A 21,745-nucleotide genomic window follows, 5' to 3' on the forward strand; every position below is an offset into this window, starting at 1 on the left:
GTCTGCCGCTCCTCAATGGGCTGTGCTAAAAGCATCTCGCCAGCGTAGGCTGCGCTCTTCGACAAACTTCAAAAGGGTATCGGTTAATTTGCCCATTACCGCCAATGAGGCGATGGCAATAAGCACCAGATCAGGTCGAGAGACCTCTCTACCATCGGTTAGCAAATATCCTATTCCCTGGGTGGCGGCTAATAGTTCAGCGGCAACGACACATAACCATGCCATCGACAGGCCGTTTCGTAGCCCCGTAAATAGATAAGGCTGGGCGGCGGGCACAAAGATACGCCGAATTTTATCAAGGTGGGAGAAGTGGTACATATCCCCCACCTCGACAAGTTTGCGATCAACGTTACGAATACCGGCGACCAAACTCATATAAACAGGAAAGAAAGAACCTATGGCAATGAGGGTAATTTTGGAAGTCTCACCAATACCTAGCCAAATTAGCAGTAAAGGTACCCAAGCAAGCCCGGGTACAGCCCTTAGCGCCTGAAACGTTGGATCTACATACGCCTCGATTGAACCGCTAATGCCTACCAGCGCGCCGAGCACTAGTGCCAATACCGCACCGCATATAAATCCTGCAAAGACACGCCCGGTGCTAGCTGCAATGTGCTGCCACAATGCCCCTTCTGCTAATTCCACCAGCGTGGCTGCCAACTCACTAGGAGCTGGCATTATATAAGAAGGCACCAATCCACTACGCACTACCGCTTCCAGTAGAGCTATTAAAAACATCGGAAGCAGCCATCCTCGCCAGCGGCGCCTACCCCGTGCCACGTTTTTGAGCATGGGTCGGGGACGGGCCTGTCCGCTATCTGCATTCGAAGCATCGCGCACGTCACTATGCGATGGAACCACGCGTGTCATGGTGACTCTACCTCAAGTAGCTTATCGATTAAGGTTGCATCGACCAGGCTATCCAAGGCGTCCTCTACATCTGCATTGCGACGTAAGATGCCATCTGCTTGGAGTAGTGGAATGACAGGCTCAATGGCTGCAATAAATCGTTCATCTGGAATGGGCGAATCGAAGTTATAACGTGCCAGTTGGAGTTGAATAACCTCAACCGGCAGTTGTGTCTCATCGGCCACTAACTGTGCGGTTTCACCAGGGTTATCAATGATCCATTGGCGAGCACGCTCATACGTTTTCAGCACGAGAGTGACGACATCGGGGTAGTCACGCAGAAAGCTTTCGGTGGTATTAAGCGATGCACCCAGCCCAAACTCAGGATTACGATAAATAAAGCGGTTACCAGCGAGCTCAGCTGAAGCCATATGAGGATCCAAACCGGCCCAAACATCCACACGCGCCTGCTCAAGTGCCGTTTTTCCATCGGGATGCTGCAAATGGACGATGTTGATATCACCAGGCTCAAGCTGATTGGCCTCCAATGCACGGAGTAAAAAGAAGTACGGATCCGTCCCCTTGGTAGCTGCTACGGTTTTACCTTCAATATCTGCAATTGATGTAATACTTGAATTTTCAGTCACCATTAACGCACTGGGCTCAGCCCATAAATAGCTATAAATTGTTTTAACCGGCTGCCCATTGGCACGACTAATAAAAGCAGAAATGCTTGATGTAAGAGCAAAACTAGTTGCTCGACTATTGAGAAACTCCAATGAATTATTACTACCGCGAGAGTGAACCCAGTTGACCTTTACATCATGGTTTTCCAATGCTTCTTCTAGCCACCCATGGTTTTTAATAATCAAACTTTGAGGAGAGTAATATGCATAGTCCAGACTTAACTGATCAGGGTAGCTTACCTCCGCCGAGGCTGTAGACACGCCAAGCGTCGACGTAGCTATTATTACAGCAGCCAATGAAAAGAGTTTTACTTTTTTAGTTTTCACTTCTTTTTCTCCACAACAACTAGAAAGGATCAAGGGGAGAAAACATAGTCATCAAGTTCAGCACTCGAGACAAATCACTTAACATGATAAAGGTATCAAAAAGCCTATATAACAAAAGTAAAAAAGCCCCGGCACAGAGCAGGGGCTTTTAAAATTCAAAAAACAACAATAATAAAACCATGGAGTCTCTGATTAACGTTGACATCCACTCATGTAGTATTAATGTGATGCCGCTTATATAACTTGGAATCCATGAGTCCCATCTTTCTCCAACTGCGCGACTAAACCAAACTCCCAATCCAGATAGGCCTGCATGGCCTCTTCGGGGTTATCCGTACCCTCATATGGGCGCCGGTAGCGGTCGATCAGCGGTGACAATGCTTCACCAGATCCCGTTTCTTCCGGCAATCCCACTCTTCGCCAAGCTGCATTGCCACCCTCCAGCACAACCACCTTATAGGGCACTTGCTGGGCCAACTCTTGCCGGGCGAAACGGGCTAAGCGGTCACTGCCACAGGTTAAAACGATAACCTGTGGCTGGGGCAGGGCTTTTACTTGGGAGACCACATCCGTACGCAGCACCCATTTAGCACTAGGAATGTGGCCTTTTTGATAGCGCTGATACGTCGTAAGATCGAAAATCGTTACTCCGCTTTCACCCAGCAGTATCGCTAGGCTTTCCGCCGTCACCACGTCGGCAGACTGCACCGGCGGATACCGGCGTTTTTCATTGCCTGACTCTGTGAAATGACTAGGTTCGACGCCCTCAAGCACATAGACCTCCCACCCCATTTGCGCCAGCCAAGATGCCGTCATGTTGGCACGTACGCCATCGTCGTCTACCAGCACCACCCTGGCGCCTCTCACCGCCGCATGATGATCCGTCTCTTGAACTAACTGACCTCCTGGTGCAGAGAAGGCGTCAGGAAAATGCCCTGCAGTAAATTCATCAGGGGTTCGTACGTCGAATAGATAGGTGGTGCGAGCCGGCTCTTGCTGCAAAGCAGAAAGCTGCTCTAGCGTGGCTCTTTTAACCAAGGTTTGATCCGCCAACGCGCGCGCAGAGGTCGCCGCCGCTAAACGCGTTTCATCACTAACCAGCTGGAAACACCGGGACTGGCAATACTCAAGCGTTTGCCCCGCTAGTACCCAACCGATAGTGCCATTGCGCAGCGCCGCCACTTGATTGGGGATGCCCGCGTTAATTAACGACTGGGTACCAATAAGGCTACGCGTACGCCCGGCACAATTAACGATCACTTGGGTAGAGAGGTTGGGGGCAAGCTCTTTTATACGCAACGCAAGCTCCGCACCAGGCACGCTAATGCTCGTCGGAATACTCATGGTTTGATACTCATCAAAGCGACGCGCGTCTAGCACCACCACATCAGCATTAGAGTCGAGCAATACTTTCACTTCTTCCGCGGTCAAAGAGGGCGTATGCCTTACAGACTCAACCAGTTCTCCAAACGCTTTGCTAGGAGAATTAACGTCATGAAAAATTTCACCCCCCGCTGCCTCCCATCCCTTTAGGCCGCCCTCAAGAAGCGCCACATCACTATATCCCCATATAGAAAGCTTTTGATAAGCCTGCTCTGCCAGCCCCTCACCGTTGTCATACACCACTACCGGTGTACTGAAACTAGGGACCCGAGTTAAAACCTCCAGTTCGAGGCGAGACAGGGGAATATTGGTAGCAAAGAGTGGGTGCCCTTCTGCAAACAGGGCTTCTTCACGGACATCGATAATGGCGATTTCTTGAGACTGCAACAAAGCCTCTTTAATCCTGAAAAAACCTTTGAGCGGGTAAAGCGACATACCGCCTCCTTATTAAAAACGGGGTAACTAGTAACGACATAACCAATAACATGAAACGCCTTTATTTCATTAAAACACCACCTATTCATTAATTTATTATTTTTTATTGAATAAGCTTTTCTCTTTTAACTATTTAAGCAGACGGCCAGCCTATTGCTAGCATAAAACCACCACTGAACCAGCTTAGCATTGTCATTTTTATAGATTTTTTTGTTTGCCACTTTCATTGGAGTGCCTCTCGATGGCTATTGTTTCTAAACGATTAATATCACACAGGCTCGCCGACACTGCGCTGCCCTGGGCAGTGCCTATAACACTCATACTGCTGTGGCAGCTTGCGGTCACTTTCGGATGGATTTCTAACCGCATTATGCCTGCCCCGCTGGCCGTTCTTGAAGCAGGCTGGAGACTGACCGCCTCGGGTGAAATTTTTTATCACTTAGGCATCAGTTTTCAGCGCGCGGCGCTAGGGTTTGTGATTGGAGGAGGCATAGGGCTCGGGCTTGGCCTGATCAGCGGGCTGTCTCATTGGGGCGAAAAATTATTGGATAGCACCGTGCAAATGATTCGCAACATCCCACATCTGGCACTGGTTCCGCTGGTCATTCTCTGGTTTGGCATTGATGAAACAGCCAAGATCTTTCTCGTGGTATTGGGTACGGCCTTTCCCATTTACCTCAACACCTTCCATGGCATTCGCAATATTGACTCCAACCTGATGGAGATGGCGCGCAGCTACGGCCTGTCTGGCTGGCCGCTCTTTACCACCGTGCTTTTACCGGGTGCCATGTCGTCAATCCTGGTGGGCATGCGTTACTCGCTTGGGTTGATGTGGCTAACGCTTATCGTGGCGGAAACTATTTCAGCCAGTGAAGGCATTGGTTATCTCGCCATGAATGCTCGTGAATTTTTGCAAACCGACGTCGTCGTGCTCGCCATTGTGCTCTATGCGTTACTAGGCAAGTTAGCTGATGAAGCTGCCCGCTTCCTAGAGCGTCGCTGGCTGCGCTGGCACCCCGCCTATGTTAAGAGAGACTGAACATGAGCTTTTCTACCTATTCAGAAACAACGACGTCAGTTAAAGAGAGCGCTGCCAGCAGTGCTCGCACCTCCCTCTCTTCGTCGAAAGGAGGTACGCATTTACACCTCAAGGGTGTGGTTAAAAAGTTTGGTGAGCTAGAGGTACTTAAAGGCATCGACCTGGAGATCGAGAACGGCCAGTTCATTGCTATCGTGGGTCGTAGCGGATGCGGAAAAAGTACGCTACTCCGCCTGATTGCCGGATTAGATCGCCACAATGCGGGCACCTTAAGTGCCGATGGCCATGCTGACCTCGCCTCCACGGATATCCGTTTAATGTTTCAGGATGACCGGCTGCTGCCCTGGAAATCCGTTATCGACAACATTAGGATTGGACTTAAAGGCGACAGGAAGCCTCGCGCGTTAAGAGTATTAGAAGAGGTCGGCCTTTCCGACAAAGCCGATGTGTGGCCCGCCAAACTTTCAGGTGGACAACGCCAGCGTGTTGCCCTCGCACGTGCACTTATTCATCAGCCGCAGCTACTGCTACTGGATGAACCTCTTGGTGCGCTGGATGCACTCACCAGAATCGAGATGCAGCGCCTCATTGAGCGATTATGGCAACAGCATGGTTTCACCGTATTACTGGTTACCCACGACGTTCAGGAAGCTGTGCAACTGGCGGACCGCGTGATTGTTCTGGAACAAGGGCAAATTGGCATGGATAAGGCAGTAGATCTTGCCAGGCCCCGCGAACAAGCCAGCGCTGATGTCACTGCCATTGAAGGAAAAGTACTGAAACGCGTCTTAAGCCAATAACAACCATCTGACCTTACCCCTTAGCTTTTCTCATAATCCCAAAGCACACGGAATGTGCCCATTAAGGAATAACTCCATGAAACCTTTCGCTCTGCCACTCGCCTTTAAACGAACCGCCATCGTGGGGGCTTTAGCAACAGCCACACTACTTCAAGCACCGCTTACCCTGGCCGAAGAGTTACGTATTGGCTATCAGCGCTCGTCTACTCTGATGAGTGTTTTAAGGAATAACAATTCGCTTGAAGAGAAACTCGCTGAGCAGGGCGTCACCATCAACTGGTACGAATTCACCAGCGGCTTACCGATGCTTGAGTCTTTAAATGTTGGCAATATCGACATCAGCGCTGATGTCGCTGATACCGTGCCGATTTTTGCCCAAGCGGCCGGCGCCGACCTCACCTTCTATGCCAGTGAAGCCCCCTCGCCTGCCGGTCAGGCATTGATCGTTCTCGAAGACAGCGACATAGAAACATTGGAAGACCTCGCCGGTAAGCGAATTACCGTGACACGTGGCGCGGGCAACCATTACTTACTGATTGCCGCCCTTGAAAGCGTTGGCCTCACGTTGGATGACGTACGCGTCTCCTATTTGCCACCTGCCGATGCCCGTGCTGCCTTTGCCCAAGGCAATGTAGACGCCTGGATTGCGTGGGAACCCTTCCTCTCTGCCTCCCGCGCAACCCTTGAGACTCGCACTATCACAGATGGAAGCGACGGATTGGCCAGCTACACACGTTATTACCTGGCAGCCACGCCCTATGTAGAGGCGAACCCTGAGGCGATATCAACCGTTTATGAAGCGCTAAACGAAGCGGGCAACTGGGTAAACGAGAACTCAGAAGAAGCCGCCGAGCTGTTAGCACCGCTCTGGGGCAATCTTGACCCTGACATTGTACAAACGGCCAACCTAAATCGTAGCTATGACGTTCAGCCTGTCACGCTGGAAGGCCTTGGAGAGCAACAGAAAATTGCTGATGCCTTCTTCGCCGCGGACATTCTGCCTCATGCCGTTGATGCAACGGGCTCGCCCATTTGGCAACCAGGAGAATAAGATGACCGCATCTTCTGTCGCGTCCCAAACAGCAGCGCCTGTCAAAAAAGGGAAGTTTCTGTGGTTTTTACCCACTCATGGAGATGGGCACTATTTGGGAACGGCCAAAGGAGGCCGCGAAGTCAGCCTTGGCTACCTTAAGCAAATTGCCCAAGCAGCAGACCAACTCGGCTTTTACGGGGTTCTTCTTCCCACTGGCCGAAGCTGCGAAGATTCCTGGGTGATTGCCTCCGCTCTGGTACCCACCACCGAGCGCTTGCGCTTTCTCGTTGCGGTGCGCCCGGGGTTGCAGTCGCCCACCGTGGCAGCTCGTATGACCGCAACCCTTGACCGCATTTCCAATGGCCGATTGCTGATCAATGTAGTGACCGGAGGCGATCCCGTTGAGAATAAGGGCGATGGCATCTTCCTGCCCCACGACCAACGGTATGAAGTTACCCGGGAGTTCCTGGACGTTTACCGTCGTTTGCTTGCCGGTGAAAATGTTACCTACCAGGGTAAGCATATCCACATTGAAGAGGGCCAACTGATTTTTGAACCGGCTCAAACACCCTACCCACCACTATATTTTGGTGGTTCATCGGTAGCAGGTATCGAAGTAGCGGCGGATATCGTTGATAAATATCTCACCTGGGGTGAGCCACCGGCACAAGTGGCCGACAAAATTGCTACCGTGCGTGAAGCAGCCACCAAGGCGGGCCGTGAATTAACGTTTGGCATCCGGCTGCATGTCATTGTACGCGACACGGATGAAGAAGCATGGGCAGCGGCGGATAAACTCATTGAGCATGTGGATGATGAGACCATTGCCGCTGCACAGAAGACGTTTTCACGTATGGATTCCGAAGGCCAGCGCCGGATGGCCGCCCTACACGGTGGGCGGCGGGATAAACTTGAGGTCAGCCCCAACCTATGGGCGGGGGTGGGCCTGGTGCGCGGCGGCGCAGGCACCGCATTAGTGGGTAGCGCTGAAACCGTGGCCGAGCGTATTCGAGAATATATGGCGGTGGGCGTCGATACCTTTATTTTCTCAGGTTACCCACACTTGGAAGAGGCCTACCACTTTGGTGAAAAGGTACTTCCACTGCTGCCAAAAGACCACGAGCCGCCACCCGAACTCGACACTCTTCGCGCAGCGGTGCGCGGCGAAATAGTTGCTAACAGTACCAAGCCTCGCTAAACAAACACTTTTTAACTCAGGACTCAATATGCCTCTTTTCTCAAAGAGGCATGTTTTTTATTTATCTTTATTCCTTAATAAGCTTTTCATTTATCCTTATTTACCAGCCATTGTTATTTTCTCCCCGTACGACATACTCTTTTTAATTGCAGCAATTTCAATCTGGGAGATTTAAGGATGACGTCATTAAACAAACACTATCTGATAGTACCCGGTTGGAATGGCTCTGGTTCGGATCACTGGCAAAGCCATTGGCAAACACAGCTGCTTAATAGCTCACGTACACATGTTAATAGTTGGAGCCACCCTCAATTAAATGATTGGGTTTCATCACTTGAACATGCTATTGCTCAGGCCAAGGGGCCTATTGTCCTGATTGCTCACAGCCTTGGGTGCGTTACTGTAGCGCATTGGGCAGCCACAAGGCCAAACTTAAGGACCAAGATACAAGGCGCCTTGCTCGTCGCACCTGCTGACGTAGAACGAGGGAGTGTGAATCAGAGCTTGGCGGCGTTTGGCCCTATTCCCTTAACGCCATTACCTTTTCCCAGTTTGGTAGTCGGGTCTACCAACGACCATACCGCGAGTCTCGAACGTATTCAGCATTTTGCTAACGAATGGAAAAGCGCTCTACATATTATCCGCGATGCAGGTCATATTAATAGTGCATCAGGGCATACGCATTGGAGTGACGGTCTTCGCTTACTAAAGTGCTTTAATTATTATCGCGAGCTACATAGTGATCAGCGACGCAGTGCTTAATGTCTTTTGCTAAGAGATCATAGTCTTCTCCTTTCGCCTTCAGCGTCATCTCTCATCCCTCGTTAAGAGGGATTTTTTATCATCTTACTTATGTCTTATTTATGAATATCAACATCTAAAATACTTCCTAAGCTTTTATTTATAAATAGATGATCATTTACAGAAGCACTTCCGATGCGCAATCACTAACCACCCTGCATTGATTTATAAACACTTATTAAGGATAAGGACTTACGATGAAACTTCGCTCATTATTACTTTCTTCAGCACTCATAGCGGTTGCAACGGCCTCCTATGCCGATAATGTGGTACGCATTGGTACAACGTCTGGGGTTACGTCAGATTCACTGCTAGCGCTCAGTGATGAAATTAGTGAACAAGGTATTGACCTTCAAGTCATTGAATTTAGCAACTGGACGCTCCCCAATGAAGCGCTTAACAATGGCGATATCGATCTCAACTTTTTCCAGCACCAAGCCTTTTTAGATAACGCGATCGACCAGCGTGGCTATGAGCTCAGCATGTTGGGGCTGGGGTTATTGCAAAATATTGGTATCTACTCCAATACCCTCACCGCATTGGAGGATATCCCCGAAGGAGCCCGGGTGGCGGTTGCCAGTGATCCTGTCAATCAAGGGCGGGGGCTATTGCTACTTCAGCGCGCAGGATTAATCGAATTAAGTGATAGTGATGCCATTGGCGCTACCGTGCACGATATTACCTCGAATCCCCATCACCTCCGTTTCCATGAAATTGATGGACCACAAATCATACGCAGCCTGGATGATGTGGATTTAGCCGTTTCATGGCCCAGCCAATTTGTGAATGCAGGGCGTTCGGAGCAAGCTGGCGAGGCGCTTCTTTATTCAGGGATTGACGATACCTTCTACGCCATTGGCTTTGTGGCCCAGGAGAGCCGAACGGATGACGCTCTTCTTCTGGATGTCATTAACCAATTCCAAACGTCTCCTGCCGTAAGGGAAACCATTGATGCCAGCTATGGCGGCAACCCTGATCTCTATACGCTCCCCTGGGTAGAGTAGTTACTTATGAGCTCATCACCCACTACTGCCTCAGCGGATGGCTCCTTAATGGAGCCTCTCCCCATTGTCGCCGACCGTGTTCGTATTATCCGTAGTGACGAGGAAGCAATCTCCACGGCACATGCACTTGCCAAGCGCTTCGCACAGGAAGCCGCCACTCGCGATGCTGAACGGCGGCTGCCCTGGAAAGAAATTAATGAGTTTTCTTACAGCGGCTTAGGCGGAATAACCGTACCACGCGAATACGGCGGGGCGGATGTCTCTTATCAAACCGTTGCGGAGGTTTTTCGCCTTTTGAGTGCTGCTGACCCCGCTTTGGGTCAAATTCCTCAAAACCAGTTTGGCGTAATCGGCGTAGTGAAAGAGCTGGCTAGCGAAGAGCAGAAAGCGCACTGGTTTGACCTCGTCTTGAAAGGTCAGCGATTTGGCAACGCAGGGCCAGAGCGGGGAACCAAAACCATTCTGCATCAGCGCACACGCATTGCTGAACAGCAAGGCCAAGATAACCTCAGCCTTAATGGCACACGCTTCTACTCCACCGGCGCACTCTATGCCCACTGGATTCCTACCCGCGCTCTGGATGAACAGGGCCGTGCTGTACTGGCTTTTGTGCCACGCTCAGCGCCAGGCGTAGACGTTATCGACGACTGGTCGGCCTTTGGTCAACGTATCACGGCCAGTGGCACCGTCACGTTTAACGACGTTCAGGTTCCCTTGGAACATACCCTGGCGGTGTGGAAAATCGCCAATAAGCCTGGGCTGAGCGGGCCATCTTCACAGCTCATTCAGGCCGCTATTGATGAAGGCATTGCCAGTAACGCTATCGACGATGCTATTCAGTTTGTGCGCGAACACGCCCGCCCCTGGACAGATTCCGGCGTTGCTCGCGCCAGCGATGACCCTTATATCATGCATGCATTTGGCCGCCTGAAAATCGACCTCCATGCCGCCAACGCAGTGCTTCAGGAAGCTGCCGCGACGCTTGATGAGATCGCTAGCCAGCCGATTGACGATAAAGGCAGTGCAAGAGCTTCCGTTGCGGTGGCAGAAGCGAAAATTCTCACCACGGAAGTAGCGCTTGAAGCCAGTGAGCGACTCTTTGAGCTTGCCGGGGCATCTGCCACCCGCGCCAAGCACAACTTGGATCGCCATTGGCGTAACGCGCGTACCCACACCCTGCACGACCCGGTTCGCTGGAAATATCACTTACTCGGCAACTACTACCTCAATGACGTGCTACCCGCGCGCCATCAATGGAATTAAGGGAGCAACCATGACTCGAGCTACCCTCTCGTCTCCTCAAGCAAACCGCGCGGGGTTGATCATCAGCGATCAGCAAGCGATTGCGGCCGCGCACATCCTCGCTAGACGTTTTGAACAGCAAGCAGCTAAGCGTGATAAAGAACGCCTCCTGCCTTGGCAAGAGCTTGATGAATTTACGAAAAGCGGCCTATGGGCGATCACCGTACCAGCTGACTATGGTGGCTCAGAGCTAAGTAGTGACGCACTTACTCAAGTAATGGCCATCATTGCTGCAGCCGATGGCTCCATCGCCCAAATCCCCCAAAACCACTTTTATGCCCTTGAGGTGTTGCGCGTAGGCGGCAGTGAAGCACAAAAGCGCTTCTTCTATTCAGAGGTCATCCGCGGTAAGCGATTGGGTAATGCACTAGCGGAAATAGGCCATAAGGATTACAAACGCCGCACCAGATTGTACAGAGACGCCAGTCATAAGTGGCGCGTCAATGGACAAAAATTTTACTGCACCGGCGCTCTTTATGCCCATTGGATACCCACTCTAGTGGTGGATGAAGCAGGCCGCCAGCAGCTGGTTTTCATTCCCAAATCAGCACACGGAGTCACCATTACCGACGACTGGGACGGCTTTGGCCAACGCCTCACGGGAAGTGGATCAGTACAGCTGGAGAACGTTTTGGTAGACCCCTTATGGGTAGTGCCGTTTACCGACTCCTTTGAACGGCCCACCGCTATCGGCCCCTTTGCCCAGTTGATGCACGCCGCGATTGATTTGGGCATTGCTCAAGGCGCTTTCGCCGCCACACTGGCGTTCGTCAAACAGCATGCTAGGCCTTGGATTGATGCAGGCGTAGAGCAGGCAAACGAAGACCCGCTGTTAATTGAGCGGGTAGGAAATCTCTCCGTGCGCCTAAAAGCGGCAAAGAGTCTGCTTAAACGAGCGGCTGGCAGCGTTGCCATTGCCCAGAAAACGCCCGATGACAACAGCGTGGCGCAAGCCTCCATCGATGTCGCCGAGGCGAAAGTACTCACCACCGAGGTTTCATTGTTGGCGGGTTCACAGTTATTCGAGCTATCCGGTACGGGGGCAACGTTGGATAACCGGCAGTTAGATCGCTTCTGGCGCAATGCCCGCACACATACCTTACATGACCCTGCACGCTGGAAGCTGCACGCAATAGGCAATTTCTACCTCAATGATCAACGCCCACCCCGTCACGGAGCTATCTAAACGATGCCAATGCCCAAAAAACATATTCTGCTTAATGCGTTCAACATGAACAGTGTGGGCCATATCAATCACGGGTTATGGACTCACCCAAGGGATAACTCGTCAGACTACAACACGCTGGAATACTGGACAGAGTTGGCAAAGACTCTGGAGCGCGGCCTGTTTGATGGCCTGTTTATTGCCGATATCATCGGGGTGTACGACGTTTATCAAAATAGTGTTGAGACGACGTTGCGAGAGTCAGTACAGCTGCCTCTCAATGACCCTGCCGTACTCGTCTCGGCGATGGCTGCAGTGACGCAGCATTTAGGCTTCGGCATTACCGCCAACTTAAGTTTTGAGCCGCCCTATCTCTTTGCTCGCCGCATGTCGACACTCGATCACCTCACCCGTGGCCGCATCGGTTGGAATATCGTCACAGGATATCTCGATAGCGGTTCTAAAGCAGCCGGTCTCCATGGACTAGCCCCTCATGATGAGCGCTATGACCGCGCGGACGATTACTTAGAACTTCTCTACAAGCTATGGGAAGGCAGCTGGGAAGAAGGTGCCGTACTGCGCGACCGCCAGGCTCGCGTGTTTAGCGACCCCGCGAAAGTGCACAAAATCATTCATCAAGGCCCTTACTACCAGATGGAAGGCTACCACCTAAGTGAACCTTCCCTACAGCGCACGCCGGTACTTTATCAGGCAGGCAGTTCAACCCGTGGGCAACAGTTTGCCGCCCGCCATGCAGAAGCCGTGTTTATCAGCGCCCAGGATAAGGGTGAGGCAAAACGGGCAGTGGATAGCCTGCGTCGTGAAGCCGTTGAAGCGGGGCGCAAAGCTGACGATATCAAAATCTTCGCGGGCATTGCGATGATTACGGGCACTAACCAACAGGAGGCGAAGGATAAGTACGATGATTACCGCCGCTATGCCAGCCCCGAAGCAGGACTTGCCCACTTTTCTAGCAGCGTCGGCATCGATTTTGATCGCTTTGAGATGGATGAGCCGATTCACTACGGCAACAGCAATGCCATTCAGTCGGCGGCGAGCAGTGCCCAAGCCAACGCCATGACCAAGCGTAAGTTACTGGAACGTTTCAAGCTAGGCAGTCGCTACCCCACCCTAGTAGGCGACCCCTCCAATATCGCCGATGAACTTGAGTCATGGATCACTGACGTCGGCATTGATGGGTTCAACGTATCGCGCACGGTCACACCGGAAAGCTTTGACGATATTGCCGATCTCATCGTGCCGGAGCTGCAAAATCGCGGTGTCTACAAAACCAGCTACCAGGAAGGCAGCCTACGCCACAAACTCTTTAGTGCCGGGGACCGTCTTCCTGACTACCATGCTGGAGCTCAGTATCGCCGTTTAAATAGCCACCTCAACATTCAACAGGTTTCAGAGGAAACGATCACCGAAGAGCACTGGGTTAAACAAGAGGAATAATAGATAGCGAAGCAAAACCCAAGCTCGTAGCGATGTTTAATACGAGCCTGGGTAAGTCATAATAAGGAGTGCTATCGCTTAGCCTAGCAATGATAGGATTGTGAATTTAGGTATTCTAAGTATCTACCGACTGCCGCAGTACCGCCTGAGTAATCCTGCTACCTGGAGGTACATCGCGGGTTAGCCAAACGTTGCCGCCAATCACAGCGCCGCGACCAATGGTGATACGACCAAGAATGGTGGCACCGGCATAGATCACCACGTCGTCTTCCACAATGGGGTGGCGTGGCTCGCCGTTGGTGAGTGCACCCTGATCGTCTTCATCGAATCTTACCGCTCCTAGCGTCACCGCCTGATAAAGGCGTACCCGCTCCCCAATGACCGCCGTTTCACCAACCACAACCCCCGTGCCGTGGTCGATAAAGAAATGGCTGCCAATTGTTGCGCCAGGATGAATATCAATACCTGTCACCGAGTGGGCTTTTCGGCAATGATTCTGGCGAGGATCCTCAGCCCTTCCACATAGAACACATTTGCTATGCGATGATGAATAATTGCCAATAGCCCTGGGTAACAAAGCAAAATTTCGTCTACCGAGGACGCTGCCGGGTCGCCGCGATAGGCAGCTATCACGTCCTGATCCAATTGCCGACGCAGTGCAGGCAGCATGGTGGCAAAACGCCGGACAAATTCGTTCGCTTTGCAATCTTGAGCCTGGGGTTCCAGGCGCGGCTGCTGGCAACTCAGTTCTAAACGCACCTGGGTAACCAGAATATTCAACGCGTGACCAAGCTGATGCCCCACATAAAAATCTTCACTCTCCTGTTTGAGATCGAAGGGTCCTAAACGCATGGGAAATAAGATGCCGCATAAGGCATCAATCACCTCATGTATATGGCGGTGAGCAGGAAGCTCCCGGGTGCCCAGGTCGGTCTCCCGGCCTTGGCGCTCGCGCCACTCGTGCCTTAACCTGGCGTAACTCTGTCACCACACTGTCTAATGGCCATGGAGATGGCTCATTGTGTTCTTTTTCACTCATCTCAGCGTGGGCCTCTTCTGTTTCAAGCCTTGATAGTTTGCCCTGACTACGAATAAGACGTCGGCACTGGATACTGGTCCAGCAGTGCCCACCGGCCTAGATCGCGTATTTTATAATCCACCGGATCATGGAGTGTATGGGTGCGTGCATTGCGCCAAAAACGATCCAGCCCCAAAGGCCGCGCAGTCGCCCTCGCACCTGCAATATCAAACAACCGGCTGCTAGCATCCAAAGCCGCTTGGTGCGCCACGACTTTCGCCTCTGCAATGGCAATCGCGGCCTCACCCCGGTTTTCGGCACTAATAGCGGTACGTTTCACAAAGTGGCGCTGGGCTATATCGCCTGCTATATCGGCCAATACTTGAGCACTACGCAGCTTGACCCATAGTTCACCAAAGTGGCGCTGAAGGTAGGGGTCATCTTGCGCTTGAGCTGCGTCAGAGGCTAACCAAGGTCGCCCATGCTCAAGCGTAAAGCGCTTAGCCTCCTCAAACGCCCCTTCGGCAATGCCGACGTATAGATTGACTAACACTAACTGGGCTAAACAGGCGCGAAACTGAGCCGGCGGGGACCACGCAAAACCAGGCGGTAGCAGGACTTCGCGCTCTAGCACTTCCACCTGCTCGAAACTCACGGTACCGCTATCGGTTTGCCGCTGACCGATAGCGTCCCAATCATCATGCACGGTAATGCCAGGGCGGTGAGTGGGCAACGCCGCAATCACTAGACTTTGGGTCGGCTCATGCCACGCTGAGACGGTCAGATAGTCTGATCCTTTTGCTCCCGAGCAGAACCCCTTCTTGCCTTGCAGGATAAAGCCGCCACCATCGCGTTCGGTAGCGACTGTGCGCTTATCCAGCGGGTTAAGGGTATTGCCCCAGAAAAGATGTTCTTGAGCAGTGGCGGCTAAAAGTCGCTGCTGCTGGTGTTGATTGCCGTAAAGTAATACCGACCCCACTTGCAGGTGGTGGAAAGCAAACACATGGGCAAGTGCTGAATCCACCCTGGCTAAGCGTCTGACCACTTGATAAACAAGTGACCATGGCTGCCCCTGACCGCCATACTCAGTGGGTACAGCAAGCGTCAACAAACCGCTGTCACGAATCAGCTCGCGCTCAAAAGAGGCATGCCCACCCAGGCGATCACGCTCAACGGCACTTTCGGCTAGGCGCGCTGCCAACTGATCAGCAATGGTCAGCCAATGCTGCTGATCATCGCTCGACAGAACGTCTCGCTTGGGATCCACCGCCCTCAATCGTTCAGACTGATCTGGATAGGCATTTCCAATGCTCATGCGGCCACTCTCCTCAATGCATTAATGCAAAAACCAGAAAAAAGAACCATCAATCGGTAAAACGCAGGCCCAGGCACCCTGAGGCTCAATCACCGTTAGTGGGTAAGGATACGGTGTATTACTCATCGCTAGGCCGCCATACCACAGAAGCGATATCCAACTCGTGGGGAATAAGCTCCAATTCAAAGAAGGTATCGGCGACATCCTGCTGCTGAGCAATCACTTCATCAGACAGATATTGAGCACCGTAGCTTGCGCGATTCGCGGCTACATACACCACATCCGGATCAAGGCCGATGGAAGGGGCTAGCAGCTCAGCCACTTCACGCAGGTTATCAGCTGCCCAGCTATCTAGTTCCTGTAGCTCTTGTACAATCTCTTCAACAACATGCGGGTACTGCTCTACCAATGGCCCTGCGGCAATATAAAACTCATGGTTACTGACTAAATCGGTACCGTCGGTCAGAATACGTGTTCCTAATGCATCTTCGGCAGCAGCCAAGTAGGGTTCCCAAATGACCCAGGCATCGACGCTGCCTCGCTCAAATGCTGCGCGCGCATCCGAAGGGGTTAAAAAGGCAGTGCGAATATCGTGGATCGATAGCCCGGCATCCTGTAGCGCACGTACCAACAGGTAATGGACATTAGAACCACGGTTTAGCGCAACGCGCTTGCCTTCCAGCTCGGTCACACTTTGGATAGGCGAATCTTCGTGCACAAGAATCGCTTCTGCTTGAGGCGCTGGGGGCTGGTGGGCCACATAAACAAGATCCGCCCCGGCAGCTTGGGCAAAGACCGGCGGTGTTTCACCTACCGTGCCAAAATCAATGCTGCCTACATTAAGGGCTTCCAGCATTTGTGGGCCAGCAGGAAACTCCGTCCAGGTGACATTGATATTACGATCAGAAAATCGTTCTTCCAGCGCTTGACGCTCTTTGAGCAGTACCAACGTGCCATACTTTTGGAAACCAATACGCAAGGTTTCAGGGTCATCGGCAGCCAATAATGAGTGAGGCAAGAAGGCCAACACTCCCGACAGTACGGCGGCAGATAAGGCCGATTGTTTGATCATAATAGAGCCCATCCAAGAAAATTAAGCGTAGGCAACAGAGCGCTGGTAGGCACTCGCTGATGCCGAACTCTGACTGGGGAGCGTTTCAATCAGCTCTTCAATAGAGCGACTGATCCGAGCGCTTGCCTCCTCCCCCACCTGATAGCGCTTTTCACCATCAAGCGTGAGCTGTTTCGCGTTGACGTAGACACCGCCCAACACATTGCTGGCCCCTAACGCTGACAACACCGGCTTTAACGCGTAATCGATCACCAGTAGATGACTGTCAGAGCCGCCGTTGGCAAGAGGCAACACTACTTTGCCTTTCAGCCCACGCTCAGGTATTAAATCTAGCAGCAGCTTAAGTGCCCCTGAAAAGCAGGCCTGGTAAACGGGCGTTGCCAACACAACCGCATCTGCCTTGGCGATCGCCTCTCGGTAGCGAACAATTTGAGGGGCTGTAAAATCAGCAAAAAACACTTCATTACCGTCAAACTCATTAACGTTGAATACGTCTGTTTCGATCCCTTTTTCTTGTAGCTCGCTGTTAATAAAGTCGATTAACGCTGCGGTACGTGACAAACGGCCTGGGCTTCCTGCAATTAGTACAACACTCATAACAAGCTCCTTATTCAACAAATAGCTAAGATGTCATGGATAGAAACAGTGATTTAAGAGGCTGATTCCTGAGGCGTGCGCGTAGCTCTCGCATCAAAAGCACCGCCTGTAAATACGCCCTCTTCTGTCACCGCCTGTTTACCGGGCAACAAAGGGAAGACGAGTTCAGCGAAGCGGATCGCCTCTTCAAGATGCGGATAACCCGAGAGCACAAACGTATCCACGCCCAAATCCGCGTACTCTTTCAAACGCTGCGCCACCGTTTCCGGGTCACCAACCAACGCCGTACCTGCTCCGCCTCTTACCAGCCCGACACCTGCCCAAAGATCAGGGCTTATCTCGAGCTTATCGCGCCTTCCACCGTGCAGCTCGGCCATGCGCCGCTGCCCAACGGAATCCATGCGGGAAAAATTCTCTTGAGCTTTTTGAATGGTTTCGTCATCGAGACTGGCAATCAGCTTATCTGCCGCCTGCCACGCCTCTTCGCGGGTTTCTCTCACAATCACATGGAGGCGCACGCCAAATTTCACCTCGCGCCCGTACTTGGCTGCGGCTGCACGTACCTCAGCGATTTTTTCCGCGACAGCGGCAGGGGGTTCGCCCCAAGTTAGATAGGCATCAACATGCTTTGCGGCTAATTGATGAGCGGCGGGGGAAGATCCGCCAAAATAAAGCGGTGGATAAGGCTTCTGGACAGGATCAAAAAAATTCTTGGCTCCTTCAATCTGAAAGTATTTGCCCTGATGATCAACACTTTTGCCTTCCAACAGGCGCTTCCAAACCGTTAGAAATTCATCGGCCACTTCATAGCGCTCGTCATGGGTCAAGTGAACCCCTTCGGCCGCCAGCTCAGCGGCATCGCCACCCGGCACTACATTGAGCAACAACCTGCCTTTTAACGCCTGATCCAGCGTTGCCGCCTGGCGAGCGGAGGCAGTAGGGCCTGAAATAGAGGTGCGCAAAGCCACCAGTAACTTAATCCGCTGAGTGACGGGTACTAAACTTGAAGCCACCACCCAAGGGTCTAGGCAGCTGGATCCCGTAGGAATGAGTAAGCCATCATAACCATGGTGTTCTGCGGCAACCGCTATTTGCTGCAAATAAGCGTTGCTGGGTGGCCGCCCACTACCTTTACCCAAATAACGCGTATCGCCAGACGTAGGCAAAAACCAGAAAATATCTAAACTCATCGCGTCATCATCCTGTCAATAACCTGTAGCCAGGTTGCAAAGGGCATTAAGCACTGATTACCAACAGCATAAAGAAATGGATAAAAGCCACACAAATCACTTTATTAGATATAAATATTCAGAACACAAAAAGCCAGTCTAACGCCATCAAATTTCCGACCACTTTTATTTTAACTATTCGCATCACAAGCCTTCTCAGGCTATATAGCCTCCGCTACTAAACCCCACCTTATCAATAAAAAAACCAATCAATCTCTTATGAAAAATACATTTAACTAAAAAACCTATCACTAAAAACAATTTGCTAATCATGAATTACAAAGCATCCATAACTATTTTTAAGCATCGGCATAGTGATTTATGGTCTTGCATTACTAACCATGACTGAGTACATCATTATGCGAACACCCCCTCTCACTCGCTTTTTCTCTTTTGCCCAAGCTAGAAAATACTGGCTAACCAGCCTTTTATTGCCCTTTACCGCTATTTCACAGGTCAAAGCTGAAGACGTTAAAATTGGTGTTGTTTCAAATGGACTGATTGTCGATTCGATCTATGTCGCGGCTGACCTTGCAAAAGAACAAGGTATCAACGTTGAAGTGATTGAATTTAGCGACTGGGTTCTTCCTAATACCGCCGTACTAAATAAAGATATCGATATCAACTACTTTCAGCATGAACCTTTTCTGACCAATGCCGAGGAGGAGCGCGGCTTTGATTTAATCCCTCTTGCCTACGGGGTTGAGGGCTTAATGGGCATTTACTCAAAGGAATTTGATAAAGCAGAAGACATACCGGCGGGTAGCACCATTGCAGTAGCCGATGACCCAGTTAATCAGGGCCGAGGATTGCTGCTTTTAGAGCAAGCTGGATTAATCACCTTGCCTGAAGGCATTGGCTACCATGCCAGCCTGTACGATATTGAAGACAATCCGTTGGATCTGTCTTTTGTAGAGCTACCAGGGCCACAGTTACCTCGCGCGTTTGAAGATGTTGCCGCTATTCTTAGCTACCCACATTACATAAAATCTTCCGGGGTGACTGATCCTGCAGATGCACTGCTATTTCATATTGACGATACGCATACTTTCGCGCTGCGTTTCGTTGTGCATCCTGATAACGAAGATGCTCCCGCTATTCATCAGTTCATTTCAATCTACCAGCAGGCGCCTGAAGTAAAGGCCTCTCTTGAAGAAGCCTTCGGCGATAGCTCGCTGTATCAATTGGCATGGGAATACTTTCCTCCCTTGGAGCTGAGTGAATGAATATTGCCGTTGCCCCCTATCGTAAGATAGCCCCTTCGGGGGCTGCTTATAGCCAAAAAACGTCTCCCCGTCCCCCTCTGCATCTGAGACTTGAAGGTGTCAGTAAAACCTATGTATCTGGTCAGCGGCGTGTGGAGGCGCTTAAAGATATCAATTTGGATATTTACCAGGGAGAGATCTTCGGCATTATAGGGAGGAGTGGTGCGGGTAAATCAAGCCTGATACGCACGCTGAATCGCCTTGAAGATGCCACTACCGGTAAAGTGCTGATTAATGGCGTCGATATCCAATCCCTCGATACAGGTGGTCTCGTTATACTACGCCGCCGCATTGGGATGATTTTTCAGCACTTTAATCTGCTCTCTTCAGCGACCGTATTTGAAAATTTAGCGCTTCCGCTTAAAGCGGCGGGCATTCGTGATAAGAAGCGCATCCGGCAACGGGCACAAGAGCTTCTGCGCTTAGTGGGCCTAGAGGGAAAAGAAGATGTTTACCCCTCTCGCCTTTCCGGTGGACAAAAACAGCGCGTTGGCATTGCTCGTGCGCTGATGCTAGACCCAGAAATTCTGCTATGCGACGAAGCGACCTCGGCACTCGACCCTGAAACGACGCAATCCATTTTGAGCCTCATCAAAGAGATTAATAAAACGCTAAAATTGACCGTCGTACTGATTACTCACGAGATGTCAGTGATTAGTCAAATATGTGACCGTGTGGCGGTACTTGAAGATGGCGCGCTGGCTGAACTAGGGCCTGTTTGGCGCGTGTTCGGGCGCCCTGAACACGAAGCCACTCAGGCGTTACTGGCGCCATTAAAACCTAAAGTAGCTGACGATATTGCTCAGGCGATATCTGCTACGCCGGCGAATAGCACTTCCAGAGCGATTGTTAAGTTATTTTTCGATGGAACCGCCGCCACCTACCTGCCCCTGGGCATCCTTAGCCAGCGTTTAGGCGGCGACCTCAGGCTGCTGCAGAGTGGCATTGGTCGACTTCAAGGCCATCCACAAGGCGAGCTGCTTGTCAGCCTGCCCTACCAGCAACACGAGCTAGCACAACGCCTCGAAACTATTAATGACCTTATCTCAACCGTGGAGGTACTCGGCTATGCTGTCCCAGCGAATGCTTGATGCACTTTGGCAAGCCTTTCTCGATACGCTTTATATGGTGGGTGTATCAGCGGCGATTGTATGGTTTGTGGGTATTCCACTGGCCATTATTTTGGTGACCACCGCCAGGGGGCAAATTTTTGAAGCCCCGCTGGTTAATAGAGTGCTAGGCAGCATTGTCAACGGCTTCCGCGCCACACCCTTTATCATTTTACTGGTTGCGCTGATCCCGCTTACCCGCTTGATTACTGGTACAACCATTGGCATTTGGGCAGCCGTTGTGCCTATTACTGTGAGCGCGACGCCTTTCTTTGCTCGCATTGCTGAAGTCAGTCTGCGCGAAGTCAGCTCAGGGGTGATTGAGGCTGCCCAGGCGATGGGTTGCCAAAAGCGCCATATCATTTTCAGCGTTCTTCTGCCTGAGGCCTTACCGGGGATTATCGGCGGCTTCACCATCACGCTTGTAGCCATGATTTCTGCCTCTGCCATGGCAGGTGCCATCGGTGCAGGCGGGTTAGGCGACTTAGCTATTCGTTATGGCTACCAGCGCTACGATACCACCGTAATGCTTGCCGTTATTGCCATTCTTATTGCCATTGTTGCCATCATCCAGTATGCCGGTGACCGCTATGTTTACCTTTTAAAAAACAGGTAGGCCAATGTTTCTAACTCTTAATTAAGGTAGGCACCCAATCCATT

Annotated in this window: 21 protein-coding genes; 12 read left to right on the forward strand and 9 right to left on the reverse strand. The window is 51.4% G+C overall.

The features are described from left to right. Positions 1–12 precede the first annotated feature (12 nt). The 3 genes from ACT3RP_RS01655 to ACT3RP_RS01665 all read right to left on the reverse strand — a co-directional run bounded on the left by ACT3RP_RS01655 (position 13) and on the right by ACT3RP_RS01665 (position 3,680). The gene (locus ACT3RP_RS01655) at positions 13–870 is read right to left on the reverse strand and encodes an ABC transporter permease (RefSeq protein WP_444671600.1); all 858 of its coding nucleotides are present in this window, start codon (positions 868–870) and stop codon (positions 13–15) included. Further along, positions 867–1,862: an aliphatic sulfonate ABC transporter substrate-binding protein gene (locus tag ACT3RP_RS01660; RefSeq protein WP_483393098.1), complete on the reverse strand. Its 996-nt coding sequence runs from the start codon at positions 1,860–1,862 to the stop codon at positions 867–869. The genes ACT3RP_RS01655 and ACT3RP_RS01660 overlap by 4 nt, the downstream gene beginning before the upstream one ends. Before the next feature lie 234 nt (positions 1,863–2,096). After that, positions 2,097–3,680 (reverse strand): rhodanese homology domain-containing protein, encoded by a 1,584-nt coding sequence (locus tag ACT3RP_RS01665; RefSeq protein WP_483393099.1) that lies wholly within the window; start codon positions 3,678–3,680, stop codon positions 2,097–2,099. A gap of 241 nt (positions 3,681–3,921) precedes the next feature. Here ACT3RP_RS01665 and ssuC point away from each other — a divergent pair, with 241 nt between their 5' ends. The 9 genes from ssuC (at position 3,922) to ACT3RP_RS01710 (ending at position 13,480) form a co-directional block, all read left to right on the forward strand. After that, positions 3,922–4,719, forward strand: coding sequence for an aliphatic sulfonate ABC transporter permease SsuC (ssuC, locus tag ACT3RP_RS01670; RefSeq protein WP_483393100.1), 798 nt, complete (start codon positions 3,922–3,924; stop codon positions 4,717–4,719). 2 nt (positions 4,720–4,721) lie between these two features. Then, positions 4,722–5,519, forward strand: a complete 798-nt coding sequence (locus ACT3RP_RS01675) for an ATP-binding cassette domain-containing protein (protein WP_483393101.1) — start codon at positions 4,722–4,724, stop codon at positions 5,517–5,519. 76 nt (positions 5,520–5,595) lie between these two features. After that, a complete protein-coding gene (locus tag ACT3RP_RS01680) occupies positions 5,596–6,570 on the forward strand; it encodes an aliphatic sulfonate ABC transporter substrate-binding protein (RefSeq protein ID WP_483393102.1) in 975 nt (324 codons plus the stop codon). A gap of 1 nt (position 6,571) precedes the next feature. Beyond that, on the forward strand, positions 6,572–7,750 hold the full coding sequence (gene ssuD, locus ACT3RP_RS01685) for an FMNH2-dependent alkanesulfonate monooxygenase (RefSeq protein ID WP_483393103.1): 1,179 nt from the start codon (positions 6,572–6,574) through the stop codon (positions 7,748–7,750). Between the two features lie 177 nt (positions 7,751–7,927). Beyond that, complete coding sequence (locus ACT3RP_RS01690; RefSeq protein ID WP_441684849.1) at positions 7,928–8,512, forward strand: RBBP9/YdeN family alpha/beta hydrolase; 585 nt, start codon at positions 7,928–7,930, stop codon at positions 8,510–8,512. A 236-nt stretch (positions 8,513–8,748) separates the two neighbouring features. Continuing rightward, a complete protein-coding gene (locus ACT3RP_RS01695) occupies positions 8,749–9,555 on the forward strand; it encodes a MetQ/NlpA family ABC transporter substrate-binding protein (protein WP_441684851.1) in 807 nt (268 codons plus the stop codon). A 6-nt stretch (positions 9,556–9,561) separates the two neighbouring features. Continuing rightward, entirely contained in the window at positions 9,562–10,818 is a 1,257-nt protein-coding gene (locus ACT3RP_RS01700; RefSeq protein ID WP_441684853.1) for an SfnB family sulfur acquisition oxidoreductase, read from the forward strand. 10 nt (positions 10,819–10,828) lie between these two features. Then, positions 10,829–12,043 (forward strand): SfnB family sulfur acquisition oxidoreductase, encoded by a 1,215-nt coding sequence (locus ACT3RP_RS01705; protein WP_483393104.1) that lies wholly within the window; start codon positions 10,829–10,831, stop codon positions 12,041–12,043. Positions 12,044–12,046: 3 nt separating this feature from the next. Then, positions 12,047–13,480, forward strand: a complete 1,434-nt coding sequence (locus ACT3RP_RS01710) for an LLM class flavin-dependent oxidoreductase (RefSeq protein WP_441684857.1) — start codon at positions 12,047–12,049, stop codon at positions 13,478–13,480. A 115-nt stretch (positions 13,481–13,595) separates the two neighbouring features. On the opposite strand, the gene ACT3RP_RS01715 is transcribed toward ACT3RP_RS01710, so the two are convergent. From ACT3RP_RS01715 to ssuD (ACT3RP_RS01740), 6 genes are all read right to left on the reverse strand, one after another. Next, positions 13,596–13,952, reverse strand: a complete 357-nt coding sequence (locus ACT3RP_RS01715) for a serine O-acetyltransferase (protein WP_483393105.1) — start codon at positions 13,950–13,952, stop codon at positions 13,596–13,598. After that, the gene (locus ACT3RP_RS01720) at positions 13,949–14,332 is read right to left on the reverse strand and encodes a hypothetical protein (protein WP_441684860.1); all 384 of its coding nucleotides are present in this window, start codon (positions 14,330–14,332) and stop codon (positions 13,949–13,951) included. Before ACT3RP_RS01720 ends, ACT3RP_RS01715 begins: the two co-directional genes overlap by 4 nt. A 233-nt stretch (positions 14,333–14,565) precedes the next feature. Continuing rightward, entirely contained in the window at positions 14,566–15,813 is a 1,248-nt protein-coding gene (locus ACT3RP_RS01725) for an acyl-CoA dehydrogenase family protein (RefSeq protein ID WP_483393106.1), read from the reverse strand. A gap of 118 nt (positions 15,814–15,931) precedes the next feature. Then, entirely contained in the window at positions 15,932–16,885 is a 954-nt protein-coding gene (locus ACT3RP_RS01730; protein WP_483393107.1) for a sulfonate ABC transporter substrate-binding protein, read from the reverse strand. Between the two features lie 21 nt (positions 16,886–16,906). Next, positions 16,907–17,482: an NADPH-dependent FMN reductase gene (gene ssuE, locus ACT3RP_RS01735; RefSeq protein ID WP_096281596.1), complete on the reverse strand. Its 576-nt coding sequence runs from the start codon at positions 17,480–17,482 to the stop codon at positions 16,907–16,909. Positions 17,483–17,535: 53 nt separating this feature from the next. Then, on the reverse strand, positions 17,536–18,672 hold the full coding sequence (gene ssuD / locus ACT3RP_RS01740; RefSeq protein ID WP_483393108.1) for an FMNH2-dependent alkanesulfonate monooxygenase: 1,137 nt from the start codon (positions 18,670–18,672) through the stop codon (positions 17,536–17,538). A gap of 398 nt (positions 18,673–19,070) precedes the next feature. Here ssuD (ACT3RP_RS01740) and ACT3RP_RS01745 point away from each other — a divergent pair, with 398 nt between their 5' ends. From ACT3RP_RS01745 to ACT3RP_RS01755, 3 genes are read left to right on the forward strand one after another with little or no spacing between them, the layout of a single operon-like run. Further along, entirely contained in the window at positions 19,071–19,937 is an 867-nt protein-coding gene (locus ACT3RP_RS01745; RefSeq protein WP_483393109.1) for a MetQ/NlpA family ABC transporter substrate-binding protein, read from the forward strand. Next, the gene (locus ACT3RP_RS01750) at positions 19,934–21,067 is read left to right on the forward strand and encodes a methionine ABC transporter ATP-binding protein (RefSeq protein ID WP_483393110.1); all 1,134 of its coding nucleotides are present in this window, start codon (positions 19,934–19,936) and stop codon (positions 21,065–21,067) included. Before ACT3RP_RS01745 ends, ACT3RP_RS01750 begins: the two co-directional genes overlap by 4 nt. Further along, positions 21,045–21,701 carry a methionine ABC transporter permease gene (locus ACT3RP_RS01755; RefSeq protein ID WP_483393111.1) on the forward strand — a complete coding sequence of 219 codons (657 nt, stop codon included), beginning with the start codon at positions 21,045–21,047 and terminating at the stop codon, positions 21,699–21,701. Before ACT3RP_RS01750 ends, ACT3RP_RS01755 begins: the two co-directional genes overlap by 23 nt. Positions 21,702–21,745: the final 44 nt, after the last annotated feature.

The sequence above is a fragment of the Halomonas sp. AOP5-B2-8 genome, from assembly GCF_052376475.1.
GTDB classification, from domain to species: domain Bacteria; phylum Pseudomonadota; class Gammaproteobacteria; order Pseudomonadales; family Halomonadaceae; genus Vreelandella; species Vreelandella casei.

What these genes read in the sequence shown, in the direction of transcription:
- ACT3RP_RS01655 (WP_444671600.1), bottom strand. Translation starts at nt 870, where the DNA reads ATGACACGCGTGGTTCCATCGCATAGTGACGTGCGCGATGCTTCGAAT.
- ACT3RP_RS01665 (WP_483393099.1), bottom strand. Translation starts at nt 3,680, where the DNA reads ATGTCGCTTTACCCGCTCAAAGGTTTTTTCAGGATTAAAGAGGCTTTG.
- ssuC (WP_483393100.1), top strand. Translation starts at nt 3,922, where the DNA reads ATGGCTATTGTTTCTAAACGATTAATATCACACAGGCTCGCCGACACT.
- ACT3RP_RS01675 (WP_483393101.1), top strand. Translation starts at nt 4,722, where the DNA reads ATGAGCTTTTCTACCTATTCAGAAACAACGACGTCAGTTAAAGAGAGC.
- ACT3RP_RS01680 (WP_483393102.1), top strand. Translation starts at nt 5,596, where the DNA reads ATGAAACCTTTCGCTCTGCCACTCGCCTTTAAACGAACCGCCATCGTG.
- ssuD (WP_483393103.1), top strand. Translation starts at nt 6,572, where the DNA reads ATGACCGCATCTTCTGTCGCGTCCCAAACAGCAGCGCCTGTCAAAAAA.
- ACT3RP_RS01690 (WP_441684849.1), top strand. Translation starts at nt 7,928, where the DNA reads ATGACGTCATTAAACAAACACTATCTGATAGTACCCGGTTGGAATGGC.
- ACT3RP_RS01695 (WP_441684851.1), top strand. Translation starts at nt 8,749, where the DNA reads ATGAAACTTCGCTCATTATTACTTTCTTCAGCACTCATAGCGGTTGCA.
- ACT3RP_RS01700 (WP_441684853.1), top strand. Translation starts at nt 9,562, where the DNA reads ATGAGCTCATCACCCACTACTGCCTCAGCGGATGGCTCCTTAATGGAG.
- ACT3RP_RS01705 (WP_483393104.1), top strand. Translation starts at nt 10,829, where the DNA reads ATGACTCGAGCTACCCTCTCGTCTCCTCAAGCAAACCGCGCGGGGTTG.
- ACT3RP_RS01710 (WP_441684857.1), top strand. Translation starts at nt 12,047, where the DNA reads ATGCCAATGCCCAAAAAACATATTCTGCTTAATGCGTTCAACATGAAC.
- ACT3RP_RS01720 (WP_441684860.1), bottom strand. Translation starts at nt 14,332, where the DNA reads ATGCGTTTAGGACCCTTCGATCTCAAACAGGAGAGTGAAGATTTTTAT.
- ACT3RP_RS01725 (WP_483393106.1), bottom strand. Translation starts at nt 15,813, where the DNA reads ATGAGCATTGGAAATGCCTATCCAGATCAGTCTGAACGATTGAGGGCG.
- ACT3RP_RS01730 (WP_483393107.1), bottom strand. Translation starts at nt 16,885, where the DNA reads ATGATCAAACAATCGGCCTTATCTGCCGCCGTACTGTCGGGAGTGTTG.
- ssuE (WP_096281596.1), bottom strand. Translation starts at nt 17,482, where the DNA reads ATGAGTGTTGTACTAATTGCAGGAAGCCCAGGCCGTTTGTCACGTACC.
- ssuD (WP_483393108.1), bottom strand. Translation starts at nt 18,672, where the DNA reads ATGAGTTTAGATATTTTCTGGTTTTTGCCTACGTCTGGCGATACGCGT.
- ACT3RP_RS01745 (WP_483393109.1), top strand. Translation starts at nt 19,071, where the DNA reads ATGCGAACACCCCCTCTCACTCGCTTTTTCTCTTTTGCCCAAGCTAGA.
- ACT3RP_RS01750 (WP_483393110.1), top strand. Translation starts at nt 19,934, where the DNA reads ATGAATATTGCCGTTGCCCCCTATCGTAAGATAGCCCCTTCGGGGGCT.
- ACT3RP_RS01755 (WP_483393111.1), top strand. Translation starts at nt 21,045, where the DNA reads ATGCTGTCCCAGCGAATGCTTGATGCACTTTGGCAAGCCTTTCTCGAT.